We start from the raw sequence: 15771 nt of genomic DNA, 5'->3' as shown, positions 1-15771 counted from the left end.
ACCTCATAACTCATAAAAGAGGATAAAAAAGAAGTATGAAAATATCGGAGCTATTTAAATACCCTTTAAGCTATTTAATAATTATTCTTATTGGATATACCATTTTTGATTATTTCGATCATATAAATAGAGACGGGTCTGTTTTCGCACAACATCCATGGTATTGGCTTATGTTTAGTTTCTCAGGTGTATTATCATTCATTTTGGTTGTCCCATTTATAAAAATGGCCGTTCAAAAAATGTTCAACAGGAAAAATTTAGTAATTGAAGTAGCAGCTATTGGAATTTGGCTTTCACTATACATAGCAGTATTTGGGCCCTTATTAGATAAGTTGTTATGGCCGTTTGGTGAATTACACTTTAAATTAAGTTTTGGTCCATTTATTATTATACTGCTTGTGTATTTTATACTAAGAATATTGATAAACCTGGTTATTGGAAAAAAAGCCTTGTATTCAAAATAAAAGCTAAATACCCTATTTATAGCTGGTAGAGCATCGTCGCCAAAACGATACAAATTACTTCATTTTAAAATGTTTGATTATCACTCTTGATTTTTTGTGAAATCAACCATCAGATAATAATTTACTGCGACTACGGGGTAAGCCGAAAACCGATTAGAGTAGGCATCAATTAAAACTACTACCAATGAATTTGTTTGTTCTTTACCCTCAACCCATTGATGTAAATAAGTTTGAAGAAGATTATGTAGGCCATATTGCGCTTTTTCATGAAAAAACACATATCCCCGTACATGTGAAACCCTATACCATAACTAAATTTATTTCACAACCAGGTAGTACTTCACCGTATTACCAGATGTTTACCATGCCATTCGAGTCTGCTGAAGCATTGTATGAAGCGATGTCTTCGCCAGGGATGCTAGAAATTGCAGCGGATGCCAATCGTATATCCTCAGGAGGTGCTCCAGTGGTATTGATTGGTGAATGACCAGATATTTTAATAATAGATTGGTCGCACTTTCCGTTATTGAAAAACAGGAAGCATTTTTATTAATAAATGACTGGAATTCTTACCTGATTATTCCCCCATTGCGGCAGCTACAGCAGCAGAAAGTCTTTTGTAAGTTCCATTTTGCAAACGCTCTCTAATGGCAGAAAAAGCATCGAGAGTTTCCTCGATATCTTTCATTGTGTGCGTTGCGGTCGGAATCAAACGTAAAAGAATCAATCCTTTTGGGATTACGGGATATACCACGATAGAACAGAAGATACCATGGTTCTCACGTAGGTCTTTCACCAAGGCCATCGCTTCAGGGATACTACCGTTCAAATACACTGGTGTAACACAACTTGTGGTGGTTCCAATATCAAATCCACGGTCTTTAAGTCCGTTTTGAAGCGCATTTACGTTTTCCCAAAGTTTGGCTTTCAATTCTGGCATCGTACGCAACATATCCAATCTTTTCAAGGCACCTTTTACGTATACCATGGGCAAAGATTTCGCGAACATTTGCGATCTGAGATTGTATTTTAAATACTCAATAATTTCTTTATCAGCAGCAACAAAAGCACCGATTCCTGCCATTGATTTTGCAAAAGTGGCCAAATAGACATCAATTTGGTCTTGAACTCCTTGCTCCTCTCCTGCTCCGGCACCTGTTTTACCCAAAGTTCCAAACCCATGGGCGTCATCAACCAATAATCTAAATTGGTATTTATCTTTAAGGGCAACAATTTCTTTTAAAATACCTTGTTCACCGCGCATTCCGAATACTCCTTCGGAAATAACCAAAATACCTCCACCAGTCTCATTGGCCATTTTAGTGGCACGCTCCAAGTTTTTCTCCAAACTTTCTGGATCGTTGTGCTTAAATGTGAAACGTTTTCCCATATGTAAACGCACACCATCAATAATACAGGCGTGGCAATCTACATCGTAAACAATAATATCGTCTTTGGAAACCAAGGCGTCAATTACGGACATAAAACCTTGGTAACCGAAGTTTAACAGGTACGAAGCTTCTTTATTGACAAACGCTGCCAATTCATTTTCCAATTGCTCATGGTAATCAGTGTGTCCACTCATCATTCGAGCTCCCATTGGGTAAGCGGCCCCGTGCTCCAAAGCAGCTTCTCCGTCAACCTTCTTAATTTCCGGCAGATTGGCCAATCCGAGATAGTCATTGATACTCCAGGTTATTACATCTTTTCCTTGGAATTTCATCCTATTGGAAATAGGTCCTTCCAATTTTGGAAAAACAAAATACCCTTCAGCCTGTGAAGCCCATTTTCCTAATGGTCCTTTGTTCTCAATGATTCTATCGAATAAATCTCTCATCTACCTTTAATTTGTTTCAAATGCAAAAGTATAGATTTTTATGAACCTCACATAACGAATTTTTCCAATAAAAAACGGCAATGAAAATCATTGCCGTTCTGAGGTGTTATAGAGTAGTAGTGTTTTATTTGATATACTCAATCTTTTCGGGCACTTCGGCATCCTGGATATCGAAAAAGCCTTGATTCTCCATCCATTCGTTGCTGTACACTTTGCTCATATACCTTGAACCATGGTCTGGGAATACCACAACTACGTTACTGTCTTCCGTAAATTCACCTTCGGTGTTCAATTGAAACAATGCTTGTGTAGCGGCACCACTGGTATATCCTGCAAAAATTCCCTCAGTATGAGCCAATTTACGGGCCATATGTGCACTTTCGCCATCGGTTACCTTAACGTAACGGTCAATACTGTTAAAATCGGTTGCGGCGGGAATCAAGTTTTTACCCAATCCTTCAATTCGGTATGGATATACTTCATTATGGTCGAACTCTCCGGTTTCATGGTATTTTTTCAAAACGGAACCGTATGCATCAACCCCCAATATTTTAATATTTGGATTTTGTTCCTTTAAATAACGGGCAATTCCTGAAATAGTCCCTCCTGTTCCACTACAGGCCACCAAATGGGTAATTTGTCCGTTGGTCTGTTCCCAGATTTCAGGACCGGTACTTTTGTAATGGGCATCAATATTCAATTCATTGAAATATTGATTGATGTAAATGGAATTTGGAGTCTCGCTATGCAGTCTTTTAGCCACTTCGTAGTACGATCTTGGATCATCGGCACTTACGTGTGCAGGACAAACGTAAACTTTGGCACCCATGGTACGAAGCATGTCAATTTTATCTGGAGATGATTTTGAGCTTACTGCCAAAATACACTTGTAACCCTTAACAATACTCACCATGGCAAGGCTAAAGCCTGTGTTGCCCGAAGTAGTTTCGATAATGGTACTATCAGGTTTTAAAATACCCTTACGCTCGGCTTCCTCAATGATATGATTTGCAATTCTATCTTTTGCGGAGTGCCCAGGATTAAAGGATTCCAATTTAGCGTAGAAGTTTCCAGTAAGTGGGGCTGTGATTCTGTTTAGCTTAACTAAGGGGGTACTTCCAATTAGGTCTAGGATATTGCTATGCGCATTTATCTGTTTCTTCATAACTGGTATTAGGTAAGGAGTAAAACTTATGAGGATAAGTAATTTACTCGCTGCAAATGTAATATTTTATTTTTTAATTGACTTTTCCTTCAAGATCCAAAATGAAAGCGTATTCCTTCGCGGTTTCCTTCAAAGCCTCAAATCGGCCCGAGGCACCACCATGTCCAGCATCCATATTGGTATCCAAAAATAAAAGGTTGTCATCGGTTTTATATTCTCTCAATTTGGCCACCCATTTTGCTGGTTCCCAATACTGTACTTGTGAATCGTGCAACCCTGTGGAAACGTACATATTGGGATAGGCTTTGGACTCTACATTATCGTAAGGAGAGTAGCTTTTGATATAATCGTAATATTCTTTCACATTCGGATTTCCCCATTCGTCATATTCTCCTGTAGTCAATGGAATGGTGTCATCCAACATGGTCGTGACCACATCCACAAAGGGTACACCAGCAATAACACCGTGGTACAATTCAGGCGCCATATTGATCACAGCTCCCATTAAAAGTCCACCGGCAGAACCACCCATGGCATATAAATGCTCTGTACTCGTGTATTTGGAGTCAATTAAAAACTTGGAAACATCAATAAAGTCGGTAAAGGTGTTCATTTTGGTAAACAATTTTCCATCTTCGTACCAAGGTCTTCCCAAATACTCCCCTCCTCTTATGTGTGCAATGGCATACACAAAACCTCTATCCAATAAACTTAAGCGAATTGAAGAAAAATACGGGTCTATGGTCGCCCCATAAGAACCGTAACCATACTGCAACAACGGACTGGTGCCATCCAATGGGGTATCTTTATGATACACCAAAGAAATGGGAACTTTTACACCATCCCTTGCGGTGGCCCAAAGCCGTTCTGTTTTGTAGTTGTTTTTATCAAAGGTGCCGCCGAGAACTTCTTGTTCTTTTTTAACCGTTTTCTCCTTGGTCTCCATATTAAAATCGATAATGGAATATGGAGCTCCCATATCGTTGTAATAGTAACGGAGTTCTTTGGTATCAAAATCAAGGTTGGTTGATGGACCTGCAACGTAGGTTTCGCTATCAAAAGGCAAATAATAGCTTTCTGAACCATCCCATTTGGAGATTTTCATTTTGTTTAGGCCATTATCGCGCTCCGAAAGCACATAATAGTCTTTAAAAATCTCAATATCTTCTAATAATACGTCTTCGCGATGAGGAATAAATTCTTTCCAATGGTCTGAATTGGTGTTCTCTTCATCAGTAATCATCAACTTAAAGTTTGTCGCCTTATCTTTATTGGTCAACACATAAAAGTTGCCATCGTAATGAGAAATGGAATATTCTACGCCTTTTTCCCTTGGTGAGAAAATAGTGAATTCGCCAGTTGGGTCATCCGCGTTTAAAAAACGGAATTCAGTAGTCAAGGTGCTTCCTGAACCAATGACAATAAATTTTCTTGATTTGGTCTTGTACACAAACGTGTTGTAGGTAGAATCTTTTTCGTGAAACACCAATTCGTCCTCATCAGAAGAAGTCCCCAAAACATGTTTAAATATTTTATCGGAACGAAGCGTTACCGGGTCTTTTTTTGTGTAAAACAAAGTTTTATTATCGTTGGCCCAAACGGAGCTTCCTGTGGTATTTTCGATAATATCTGGATAAATTCCCCCAGTATCCAGGTTCTTTATTTGAATATTATATTGTCTTCTGGAAATAGTATCCGTTCCAAAAGAGGCCATGGTATTGTCTGGACTTACCGAAACACCTCTTAAATTAAAAAATTCATGACCTTCAGCCATTACATTGCAATCAAACAACAAATCCTCCTCAGCATCCAGAGATTCCTTTTTTCTGGAATAAATGGGGTATTCCTTCCCTTCCTCGTAGCGGGTAATGTACCAGTAACCATCCAATTTATAGGGCACGGAAGAATCGTCCTCTTTAATTCTGGCCTTCATTTCCTTGAAAAGTTCTTCTTGGAATGCTTGGGTATGGGCCGTCATTTTTTGGTAATACTCGTTCTCGGCATTCAGGTAATCCAAAACTTGTTGGTCCTCCCGATTGTTCATCCAATAATAATCGTCGATACGAACATCTCTGTGCTTTTCTAATTTTGTCGGATGTTTTGGGGCCACAGGGGGAGTTAAACTCATGGATTCTTCTTTACTGTTTTTACAAGAGCTTGCAAAAATAAGGCATAATCCCAGAATAAATACCTTTGGAATGTACTGTTTCATTGGTTAGTGTTTTAGCCAATTTACTACTTTTGGGCTTACATTTTACAATTTTAATGCATTGAGTCATCCTGAGCGCAGTCGAAGGGTGAATGTCTCGGCTGCGCTCGACATGACAGTTGCATTATAATATGAAACCTAAAAATTGAAACTATGTTTGGAGATTTAATGGGAATGATGGGCAAATTAAAGGAAGCCCAGAAAAAAGTGGAAGCCACAAAAGAACGTTTGAACACGGTAATGGTAGACGAACAATCTTCGGATGGCAAGATAAAAGTGACCTTGACGGCGAATAGACAGATAAAATCAATCACTATTGATGATTCGTTGTTGGAAGACAAAGAGCAATTGGAAGATTATCTAATACTAACACTCAATAAAGCCATTGAAAAAGCCACCAAAGTGAATGAAACGGAATTGGCTGCAGTAGCTAAAGAAGGCATGCCGAATATTCCAGGCATGGATGCTTTTATGAAGTAGTTAGCTGTTAGTATTCAATAATTAGTAGTTAGAATTCAGTGGTGGGACGTCAGTTCGAGTGTTCCGAAAGCATTTCGGAATGTATCGAGAACGGTTCGGATAGCTGGATTTTTGGATTCTTGGATTGTTCGATGCTCTTGAACTTGATACTTGAACATTTATCCATCAGTTCGAGTGCGAAGCGTATCGAGAACAAGTTCGGATAGCTGGATTTTTGGATTCTTGGATTGTTCGATGCTCTTGAGCTTGATACTTGAACTTGAATTGTCAGGTCGAGTTTCCGATTTAAATGAATAACCAATTAGAGATTTCTCACACTCCTTAGGTCGGTTCAAAATGACAAAACCAATACCTGTCATTTCGAAATGAGGAGCATAGCGACGATTGAGAAATCTAAATGCGATGCTGAGTCTTCAACTGCACTACTGCCGCAGGCGGGCACTCAAAGTGACAAACTACCCAATAGTTTTTAGGATATTCAAGAAATCGGCGTGCATTTCGTCGGTGTAGTCCAAATGGGTGACAATGCGCAATTTTCCCTGACCCATTCCAATAATGGAAACGTTGTTTTTGGTCAATCTAGACAAGAAATCCTCAGATGACATTTTAGCTTCATCAATTTCAAAAATGATGATGTTGGTCTCAATCGGCTCCACTTTTTTTATGAAATGCAAGGATTGAAGCACTTCCCCTATTTCTGCTGCTTTTTTATGGTCCTCGGCCAATCGCGCCGCATTGTTTTCCAGGGCGTAGATTCCCGCTGCGGCTAAAAATCCCGACTGACGCATACCGCCACCAAACACTTTACGAATGCGAATGGCTTTATCGATGTCAGCTTTGCTTCCCAACAAAACGGAACCCACAGGGCATCCCATGCCTTTGCTTAAGCAAACACTGATGGTATCAAACAATTGACCATAGGCTTTTGGGTCCTCCCCTTTTTTTATCAAGGCGTTCCACAAACGGGCACCATCCAAATGGTATTTTAGATTATGTTCGTCGCAAACATTTCGGATTTTTTTCAACTCCTCAAAATCCCAGCAAGCACCACCTCCTTTATTGGTTGTATTCTCAATACAAACCAAAGTCGTTAACGGACTGTGGTAAAAATCTGGTGGGTTAATAGAGGCTTCAACCTGTTCTGCGGTCATCATACCACGGTCACCATCCACCAATTTACAAGAAACCCCACTGTTAAAACTTACACCACCACCCTCATAATTATAAATGTGGGCATATTTGTCACAAATCAACTGGTCACCTGGTTGGGTATGGATTTTAATGGCGGTTTGGTTGGTCATGGTGCCACTCGGGAAAAATAGAGCAGCTTCCATACCAAAATATTCGGCCACTTTGGCCTCCAATTCATTAACGGTAGGATCGTTTTTAAAAACATCATCACCTACCTTGGCAGTCATCATGGCCTCCAACATTCTTGCTGAAGGCCTTGTGACTGTATCACTTATCAAGTTAATTGTCATAAAAGTTTAAATTCAAAATAAAGATCAAACACAATACTTTATTTTTCATCAAAATTTCAAGTTTCTTCACAAAAATCAAAATTGATCTTTGAGCTTGAACTTGAGTTTATTTAGTCCATGCAGTCCATCCCAATAGGTGATCCATCAGGGATTTTTTCTACTGGAATCAATTTAAATTCTGAAGGTTCTTTGGTAAATGCGTCTATTCTACGGACCATTTCGGCAGCCGTAGCACCTTTACCATTGCTTAACAATTCGGCTTTTAATTCGCCCAAGGTTTGGTACGCAATGGCATTTACCTGAGGATGCACTTCGTTGTGCGCGGCCAAATTCATAATGTGGTACAATACTCTGTAATTGATAGTATTCTGTACTTCTGCTTCGTAAGCATCTTTGTGACTCAATTCGATGGTTCCTTCAATAACTTCATGCAAAACCTCTTCAAGACCCAAGTTGTTTTTATCCAAGCTTTTTTGTTGAATCAAACGGGAAGCACGTTCTGGGTGCAACAACAGCCCCAAAGTCATATCTGCAGAAGTTTCAGCAGCTGCCAATGCATCAAAACTAACTCCTGTTCTACTGTTGATCGACTCTCTGCTTCTGTTAAAGCCAATCGCTCTTGGTGGGAATAAGGCCAATTTATCTTTTGGAATGGCAATTACTTCAGCATCCAATGTTTTTAGAATGGATTCCATGGCATCTTCTTGAATGTCCTTGCTCACTATTTTAACAGGGGTTTGTCCTCCATCTTTTACAGCATAGTTATAATCCAAACCACCTACTACTTTAGAAACTGCTTCGGTTTGGTATCTATGGAAAAAGTAGATGGGTACGAACACATCTTCCAAAACGGAATACGGCTCGCCTGTTTTAATGTTGTCGATGGAAAAATTTTCAATAGCTTGTTTTCTGATGTCCAACATGGCATCCAATTCTTCACTGGCACTCTTGCCATTGTCCCACAAGTGCGCCAAGTAATGCGCTCCGCCTTGCGGCCTTGCATCTTGATCGGAAATGTAGCGTAATCCGTCGTCCTGAGCTTGTTTCAAAATGGCATTTAATGCTGCTTTCTCATCAGTACCCTCAGGAAAATCTGAATAGGCATATTTTACAATCACTTTGTCCCACTCCCCGATTCCAATATCGTAGGCATTTGCAAAACTGATATCATCACCGTCCAACTCAAATTGTGGATGTGGATAATCCATAACTGAAGCACGATTATTAGTACTTGCCGCAAAGTTGTGGGTAAAGCCTAAAGTATGACCTATTTCGTGGGCAGAAAGCTGACGGATTCTGGCCAAGGCCATTTCCAACATCGGTTGGTAATTGTCATCTCTTTCCTCAAAAGGCTTGTTCATCAACGCTTGGGCAATCAAAAAATCTTGACGGATTCGAAGACTTCCTAAACTTACGTGTCCTTTAAGGATTTCACCAGTTCTAGGATCAACAACACTGCTTCCGTAACTCCAACCTCTTGTGGAACGGTGCACCCATTGCACTACATTATATCTAACATCCAAAGGATCTGCATCGTCTGGCAACATTTTCATTTGGAAAGCATCTTTGTAACCTGCAGCTTCAAAAGCTTGGTTCCACCATTTACCGCCATCCAACAAAGCAGAACGTATGGGTTCAGGTGTTCCATTGTCCAAATAATAAATAATAGGTTCTACGGCTTCACTCACCTCCGCATTAGGGTCTTTCTTCTCTAAGTGGTGTCTTCTAACGGAACGTTTGATCAACGATTCCTGTACTGGTGTTGCATAATCGTAGTAAGAGAAAGGATAGCCTCCACTTCTTGGATCAAAATCCCTCTTTTCAAATTCATAGTCCGGCAATGCAATCAAAGAATGATGCTGGGCAACGGTCACCAAACCAGGTGTTGGTGTCACAGACCTGATAAAGTAACCTTGTGGGTCGCCTTTAAAAGTCAAGGTCACATCAAACTCCACATTTTTAGGGAATGCTTTGGTTCTATCAAAAGCCCAAGCACTTTTGGATTTATCCAAACTGTACGATCCTTGTTTTCTTTGCTTTAATCGGTTGGAAACGCCATGGGCATCGCGCATTAGGAAATCGGTGAAATCGATAAGATAGCTTCCGTTAGATTCTTCTTCAATTTTAAAACCTTCCAAAACTGATTTTGCAAAAGCCTGCTCCACAGCCTTACGCTCCAAATCGTTATCGGTAATGGCCCTAAAGGTAAGGTTGGGCTGAACCAATAATAATTTGGTTCCCGCCTTCTTAAAAAATACAACCTGTTCGTTACCTAATTGACCTCGGTCAAGACCAAGGTCGTTACTACCCACACCGCTACTTAAAGCATAAACATATAGGAATTCTTTTTCTAGGTCATCTACCTGGAGGTAGATTTTATCGGTTTTATCATCATAGAAAAAGTTGAAATAACCGCTGAATTTTTGAAAATCTTTCGTTTTCTCAAAAGTTTGGGCTCCCAGACCCAAACAGGCCATTAAAAATAGGGATAAGAGGGATACTGAATTCTTCATAATTTGGTTGAAATATTGCCCTAAAATATGGAAATCATTTTAAAAAATAGGGTTTACAACAGACATTCGGAACATCATTCAAATTAATAAAATAGTATGGTTATTTTTGGGGTATTTGTTTTTTGAAGGGGCAATTTTTTTGTGATATTCATTTCATAAGCCATTGAATTTCCATATTTTAAGAAAAAACAAATATGGTCCCACCAATCGATAAATCAATCTTTTCAAGCTATACCAAAAAGGAAGGACTTTTTGATGAAGTCTTTAAAACCAATGGCGAGGTTAAATCCGTGTATCAGAAGCTTTTAGACTTGTATGGCTCTAGAACCATCGAAGATTATGTAAACCTGAACACCAAGGCTAAATCCTCCTTTTTTAATCAAGGAATTACTTTTCAGGTATACGGTGACGAGCATAGTCAAGAGAAAATTTTTCCTTTTGACCTATTTCCCCGTATTATTTCTAAAGAAGAGTGGGATATTATCGAAACGGGGGCCATTCAGCGCAATATTGCCCTTAATCATTTTTTGTGGGATGTATATCACGATAAAAAAATAGTAAAGGATAAAATTGTTCCGATCGAGTTATTGAGCTCCTCCCCCAACTATCTGCATCAAATGATGGGTGTAGATCCGCCCAGCAAAATTTATAATCATATTTCGGGTACCGATATTATAAAACATTCTGATGGCAATTATTACGTTTTGGAAGATAACATAAGGTGTCCCTCGGGAGTAAGCTACGTTATCTGTAACCGAACCGCTTTAAAAAGAGCACTGTTCGGAGTGTTCAATCACTACAAAACCTATAGCGTAACCAATTATGCCGAAAACCTATTAAATCTACTGGAAACGGTAAAGCCACATGGTGTGGACAGTCCTGTTTGCGTGGTGATCACCCCCGGAAGCTTCAATTCGGCCTATTATGAGCATTCTTATTTGGCAAAGGCCATGGGTGTTGAATTGGTGGAAGGACGAGACCTTTTTGTGGAAAATGATTTTGTATATATGAAAACTACGCAAGGTCCCGTGAGGGTAGATGTGGTATACCGAAGAATTGATGATTTGTTCATTGACCCCATGGAATTCCACCCAGATTCAGCCTTGGGGGTACCAGGACTATTTGCGGCCTACAGAAAAGGAAACGTGACCATTGCCAATGCTCCGGGTACGGGTGTGGCCGATGACAAGGCTATTTATACCTACATGCCCGACATTATTAAATATTATTTGGGAGAAGAGCCCATCTTAAAAAATGTACACACCTATCATTGCAGTCGCCCTAAAGAACTACAATATGTGCTGGAAAATATAAAGAACCTGGTGATAAAACCCGTGGATGAAGCCGGTGGTTATGGTATTTCCATTGGAAATAGATTGACCAAGGCAGAAATGGAAAAAGTAAAAGAAGAAATTAAGGCCAATCCCAGAAAATATGTAGCCCAACCAATAATGTCCCTCTCAGTACATCCAACCTATATAGATGAAAAGGAGTCCTTTGAACAACGCCATATTGATCTTAGAACTTTTACTGTGCTCGGACAGGACGAACAATTTGTTCTCAAAGGCGGATTAACAAGGGTTGCATTAAAAGAAGGAAACCTAATTGTAAACTCATCCCAAGGCGGTGGTTCCAAGGACACCTGGGTTTTAAAACAATAATTTTATGCTTGCAAGAGTAGCCAATAACCTATTTTGGATGGGTAGATATATTGAACGTGCAGAACATATTGCCCGTTTTATGAACGTAAATTATTTCTCATCCCTCGATGCACCACATCAATTATCACAATCACGACAGTTTGTTTTACGGTCCATGCTTTTTATGGTGGGTGACCCTGTAATGGACGATTCCCTTGAATTAAAGGAAGAAGAGGTTTTGTACAATATCGGATTGAACAAGGATAAATTTTATTCCGTCTTGAGCAGTATCAAATTGGCACGTGAAAATGCCAGTAGCTCCAGAGATCTTATTTCCACTGAACTTTTTGAAGCCCTGAACAAGTTTTATCACTTTGTGATAAATTACCCAACAGACACCTACACCAAAACCAATTTATACGATTTTACCGTAAATGTGACCGAAATGACGGCCGTTCTTCGAGGTAAAATCAGAGGTACATTACTGCATGACGAAGTATATGCCATCATCATGTTGGGGGTAAATATTGAAAGAGCAATCCAGATAACAAGAATCGTGAATACCAAGTTTAACGATGCCTTAATGGCTCAAGGAAGCTATGGCGACCCCATTGGCAACAGTTATGAATGGAGTACGCTTTTAAAATGCGCCGAATCTTATGATATGATGCGTCGATTTTATAAGAAATCCCCCAATAGTACCTCTACCCTAGAATTTCTTTTGCTTAATCCCAATTGTCCACGCTCATTTATGAACTGTATCAATCAGGTGCACAAACATATATTGGTCTTGGATAAAAAGGTGGAATATGAAAAAGCATCCACCGCATTCCAAGTGGGAAAAATACGTGCTGAATTCGAATTCAAACAAATTGAAGAAATTCAAGAAGACATTCAGGGCAGCCTTGACCTAATTCTTAACAAAATGTTCAAAATTAGCGAGAGCATGGAAAAAGAATTCTTCGACTACTAGGTGAATTTAATTAAATTGGCTCCACCTTAAATGCAGTGAATGTTGTACGACTATGAAATAGATTACGATACCCAAAATTCGTATGAAAAAGGGTTGAATGCTGCTTTCTGGCAGTTTCTTGTTATTCCAGAGGAGAATGAAACACAAGAACTTACCTATTGGCATTTTGAAAACGATCTGGGAGAAAAAAACAGTGTATCCGTCAACGGGTTGGGTTTTACCACCGTTCAAGTTCGTGCCAATAAACCTATTGACCATATTAAGTTCAATGCTCATTTTAAGCTTACCAAGAAAGAGGTTAATCCCTTTGATTTTGATTTGCCTTTAAGCATTGCCGACGAAAGAGAAATCATTAACAGCATCGAGTTTAAAACTGACCATGAACCTTATTTAAGAAAGACTAAATTCACGGTGCTTAAAGAACACCACAATAATATCTACACTTTTAAAGAAGAGTTATCCCTTTTCCAAAATTTAACTGAATTGAACACGTGGACCTACGGGCATTTGTATTTTAAAACTGGGGTGACCGACGTGGACACTTCCTTGGATGAAATCATTGAAAATCGACATGGCGTTTGTCAGGATTTCACCCATTTATTTTGCGCAATTGCAAAACATCATGGAGTACCAACCCGCTATGTTTCAGGTTATTTACATCAAGGAAATGGATTTTTTGGAGACTCCCAAATGCATGCATGGGCCGAGGCTCTTGTGCCCAATGTCGGTTGGATTGGCTTTGACCCAACGAATAATCTTTTGGCCAATCACAACCATATTAAAGTGTGCCATGGTAAAGATTACACCGACTGTGCCCCACTAAAAGGCGTTGTGTACACCCAAGGCAAGAATGAAACCAAATACACTGTAATGGTAAAAGCGGCACAGCAACAACAGTAGTGATAAATTACAAGGCTATGTGCCAAAAGAAACTTATTTTTGACCGAAAATCAAATACATGGTAACTACAGATCATCAGAAAGATCTTATTGAGCGCCTTGGTGCGTTAAGGAGGTATCTTTGACATTGATGCCAAACTCATAGAAATAGAAAACGAGGAAGAAAAAACCCTCGCTCCCGGTTTTTGGGACAACCCTCAAGAAGCCCAAAAACAAATGCAGTCCATTAAATCCAAAAAGAAATGGGTAGAAGATTACGAAGAGGCCAAGACCTTGATCGGTGATCTAGAAGTACTCATGGAGTTTCAACAAGCTGGAGAGGTTTCTGAAGAAGAAGTCGCTGCACAGTTTGACAAATCCTTGGCACTCATTGAAAAGTTGGAGTTTAAGAACATGCTTTCCGAGGAAGGTGATGAACTTACCGCAGTGCTTCAGATTACCGCTGGGGCCGGAGGTACCGAAAGTTGCGATTGGGCCTCCATGCTCATGCGTATGTACATGATGTGGGCCGAAAAGAATGGCTATAAAGTCAAAGAGCTCAATTATCAGGAAGGCGATGTAGCAGGTATCAAGACGGTCACTTTAGAAATAGATGGTGAATATGCCTTTGGATGGCTCAAGGGTGAAAATGGTGTACACCGATTGGTGCGCATCTCCCCTTTTGACAGCAATGCCAAAAGACACACTTCGTTTGCATCGGTTTATGTGTATCCCTTAGTGGACGATACCATAGAAATTGAAATCAACCCTTCAGATATTGAGATTACAACAGCACGCTCCAGCGGTGCAGGGGGACAAAATGTAAACAAGGTGGAAACAAAGGTGCAATTGGTGCACAAACCCACAGGGATTCAGATTTCCTGCTCCGATTCACGCTCGCAGCACGACAACAGGGCCACGGCCATGAAAATGTTGAAATCGCAGTTGTACGAAATTGAGCTTCGCAAAAAACAGGAAGCTCGTGCAGAAATCGAATCTTCAAAAATGAAGATTGAATGGGGGTCTCAAATCCGAAACTATGTAATGCACCCTTATAAATTGGTAAAAGATGTGCGAACTGCAGAAGAAACTGGAAATGTTGACGCTGTAATGGATGGCGATTTAGATGCCTTTTTAAAAGCCTATTTAATGATGATGGGGCAGAAAGAAGAGGAGTAGACATCAGAAAATTAAAGAATCATGATTAAAATATATCACAACCCACGTTGCAGAAAATCTAGGGAAGGGTTACAAATTATTGAAGAATCTGGTCAGGAATTTGAAATTGTAAAATACCTGGAAGAAGTTCCAACCAAGGCTGAGTTAATACATTTAATTGAAAAAATGGGTATTGCTCCTTTAGATTTGGTGCGTAAAAACGAAGCCATTTGGAAAGAAAATTTCAAAGATAAATCTTTGTCTGACGACGAGGTGATTTCTGCAATGATAGAGCATCCAAAACTCATAGAACGTCCAATAGTGGTCAATGGACCAAAAGCCGTTGTTGGTCGACCTCCAGAGCAAATAAAAAGTATTTTATAATTCTGATAATCAGTTATTTTAACAGCCTATCGTCAGGAAAATAAATCCTAAATCTTATATTTATCCCATGAAAAGATTACAATCCCTTTTGTTGCTAACCTTGTGTATCGGATTTTTTACGGTTAACGAAGTTACTGCCCAATACGGTTACGGTTCACCTTATGGTTATGGAAACATGTACGGCAGAGGACGTAGCTATGTACCACAAGCAGGTCCAGTTGAGACCGACAAAAAGGAAACACCACCAACAGCAGAAGAAATTGTGGAGGCACAAATGCCCTCCATAACAGAAGCATTGGGGTTGGACCCTTTCGAAGCGGCGATTGTACGAACTTCATTAACACAATCGGTACAACAACGTATCCATCTTCAAATTTTGGAATTGGAACCTTTAAAAATGAAAGAAGAGGTTGAAAAAATCCAAAAACGACAAGATGAAGAATTAAAGGCCGGTCTCCCTCCTGAAAAATATGAGGCCTATGTGGAGCTTCAGAATAACCAGTTCAAGGTAAAAAAGAAGCGTAAAAAGAATAAGAAAAAAGATTAACAATTCTTTAAGGTCATTCGCAGGTACAAATCCGTTGTTGAT

At 39.6% G+C, this 15771-nt stretch carries 14 protein-coding genes; 9 read left to right on the top strand and 5 right to left on the bottom strand.

Annotated elements, in window-relative coordinates; translation table 11 throughout:
* The first annotated feature begins 35 nt into the window (after positions 1–35).
* Complete coding sequence (locus ABT310_RS13155; RefSeq protein ID WP_375324347.1) at positions 36–464, top strand: hypothetical protein; 429 nt, start codon at positions 36–38, stop codon at positions 462–464.
* Positions 465–648: 184 nt separating this feature from the next.
* Positions 649–951 (top strand): EthD family reductase, encoded by a 303-nt coding sequence (locus tag ABT310_RS13150; RefSeq protein ID WP_375324346.1) that lies wholly within the window; start codon positions 649–651, stop codon positions 949–951.
* Between the two features lie 90 nt (positions 952–1041).
* On the opposite strand, the gene ABT310_RS13145 is transcribed toward ABT310_RS13150, so the two are convergent.
* The 3 genes from ABT310_RS13145 to ABT310_RS13135 all read right to left on the bottom strand — a co-directional run bounded on the left by ABT310_RS13145 (position 1042) and on the right by ABT310_RS13135 (position 5678).
* On the bottom strand, positions 1042–2301 hold the full coding sequence (locus ABT310_RS13145; protein WP_375324345.1) for an aminotransferase class I/II-fold pyridoxal phosphate-dependent enzyme: 1260 nt from the start codon (positions 2299–2301) through the stop codon (positions 1042–1044).
* Between the two features lie 124 nt (positions 2302–2425).
* The gene (locus tag ABT310_RS13140; protein ID WP_375324344.1) at positions 2426–3466 is read right to left on the bottom strand and encodes a PLP-dependent cysteine synthase family protein; all 1041 of its coding nucleotides are present in this window, start codon (positions 3464–3466) and stop codon (positions 2426–2428) included.
* A gap of 73 nt (positions 3467–3539) precedes the next feature.
* A complete protein-coding gene (locus ABT310_RS13135; RefSeq protein ID WP_375324343.1) occupies positions 3540–5678 on the bottom strand; it encodes a S9 family peptidase in 2139 nt (712 codons plus the stop codon).
* 150 nt (positions 5679–5828) lie between these two features.
* On the opposite strand from ABT310_RS13135, the gene ABT310_RS13130 reads away from it, so the two are divergent.
* Positions 5829–6155 (top strand): YbaB/EbfC family nucleoid-associated protein, encoded by a 327-nt coding sequence (locus tag ABT310_RS13130; RefSeq protein ID WP_375324342.1) that lies wholly within the window; start codon positions 5829–5831, stop codon positions 6153–6155.
* A gap of 455 nt (positions 6156–6610) precedes the next feature.
* Here ABT310_RS13130 and ABT310_RS13125 read toward each other — a convergent pair whose 3' ends face one another.
* Positions 6611–7636: a threonine aldolase family protein gene (locus ABT310_RS13125; protein ID WP_375324341.1), complete on the bottom strand. Its 1026-nt coding sequence runs from the start codon at positions 7634–7636 to the stop codon at positions 6611–6613.
* A 110-nt stretch (positions 7637–7746) separates the two neighbouring features.
* Positions 7747–10149, bottom strand: a complete 2403-nt coding sequence (locus ABT310_RS13120) for a zinc-dependent metalloprotease (RefSeq protein ID WP_375324340.1) — start codon at positions 10147–10149, stop codon at positions 7747–7749.
* Between the two features lie 194 nt (positions 10150–10343).
* Here ABT310_RS13120 and ABT310_RS13115 point away from each other — a divergent pair, with 194 nt between their 5' ends.
* The 6 genes from ABT310_RS13115 to ABT310_RS13090 all read left to right on the top strand — a co-directional run bounded on the left by ABT310_RS13115 (position 10344) and on the right by ABT310_RS13090 (position 15729).
* On the top strand, positions 10344–11810 hold the full coding sequence (locus ABT310_RS13115; RefSeq protein WP_375324339.1) for a circularly permuted type 2 ATP-grasp protein: 1467 nt from the start codon (positions 10344–10346) through the stop codon (positions 11808–11810).
* A gap of 4 nt (positions 11811–11814) precedes the next feature.
* The gene (locus ABT310_RS13110) at positions 11815–12762 is read left to right on the top strand and encodes an alpha-E domain-containing protein (protein WP_375324338.1); all 948 of its coding nucleotides are present in this window, start codon (positions 11815–11817) and stop codon (positions 12760–12762) included.
* Between the two features lie 39 nt (positions 12763–12801).
* The gene (locus ABT310_RS13105; protein WP_375324337.1) at positions 12802–13662 is read left to right on the top strand and encodes a transglutaminase family protein; all 861 of its coding nucleotides are present in this window, start codon (positions 12802–12804) and stop codon (positions 13660–13662) included.
* Positions 13663–13720: 58 nt separating this feature from the next.
* A protein-coding gene (gene prfB / locus ABT310_RS13100) for a peptide chain release factor 2 (RefSeq protein ID WP_375324336.1) occupies positions 13721–14819 on the top strand; the annotation gives its coding sequence in 2 pieces (ribosomal slippage) (positions 13721–13783 and positions 13785–14819; 1098 coding nt in all).
* 21 nt (positions 14820–14840) lie between these two features.
* The gene (arsC, locus tag ABT310_RS13095) at positions 14841–15182 is read left to right on the top strand and encodes an arsenate reductase (glutaredoxin) (RefSeq protein ID WP_375324335.1); all 342 of its coding nucleotides are present in this window, start codon (positions 14841–14843) and stop codon (positions 15180–15182) included.
* A 67-nt stretch (positions 15183–15249) separates the two neighbouring features.
* Entirely contained in the window at positions 15250–15729 is a 480-nt protein-coding gene (locus tag ABT310_RS13090; RefSeq protein ID WP_375324334.1) for a hypothetical protein, read from the top strand.
* The last annotated feature ends 42 nt before the right edge of the window (positions 15730–15771 follow it).

It is taken from the genome of Flagellimonas cixiensis (assembly GCF_042134615.1).
Taxonomy (GTDB): domain Bacteria; phylum Bacteroidota; class Bacteroidia; order Flavobacteriales; family Flavobacteriaceae; genus Flagellimonas; species Flagellimonas cixiensis.
This window is presented reverse-complemented; position numbering and strand designations above follow the sequence as displayed.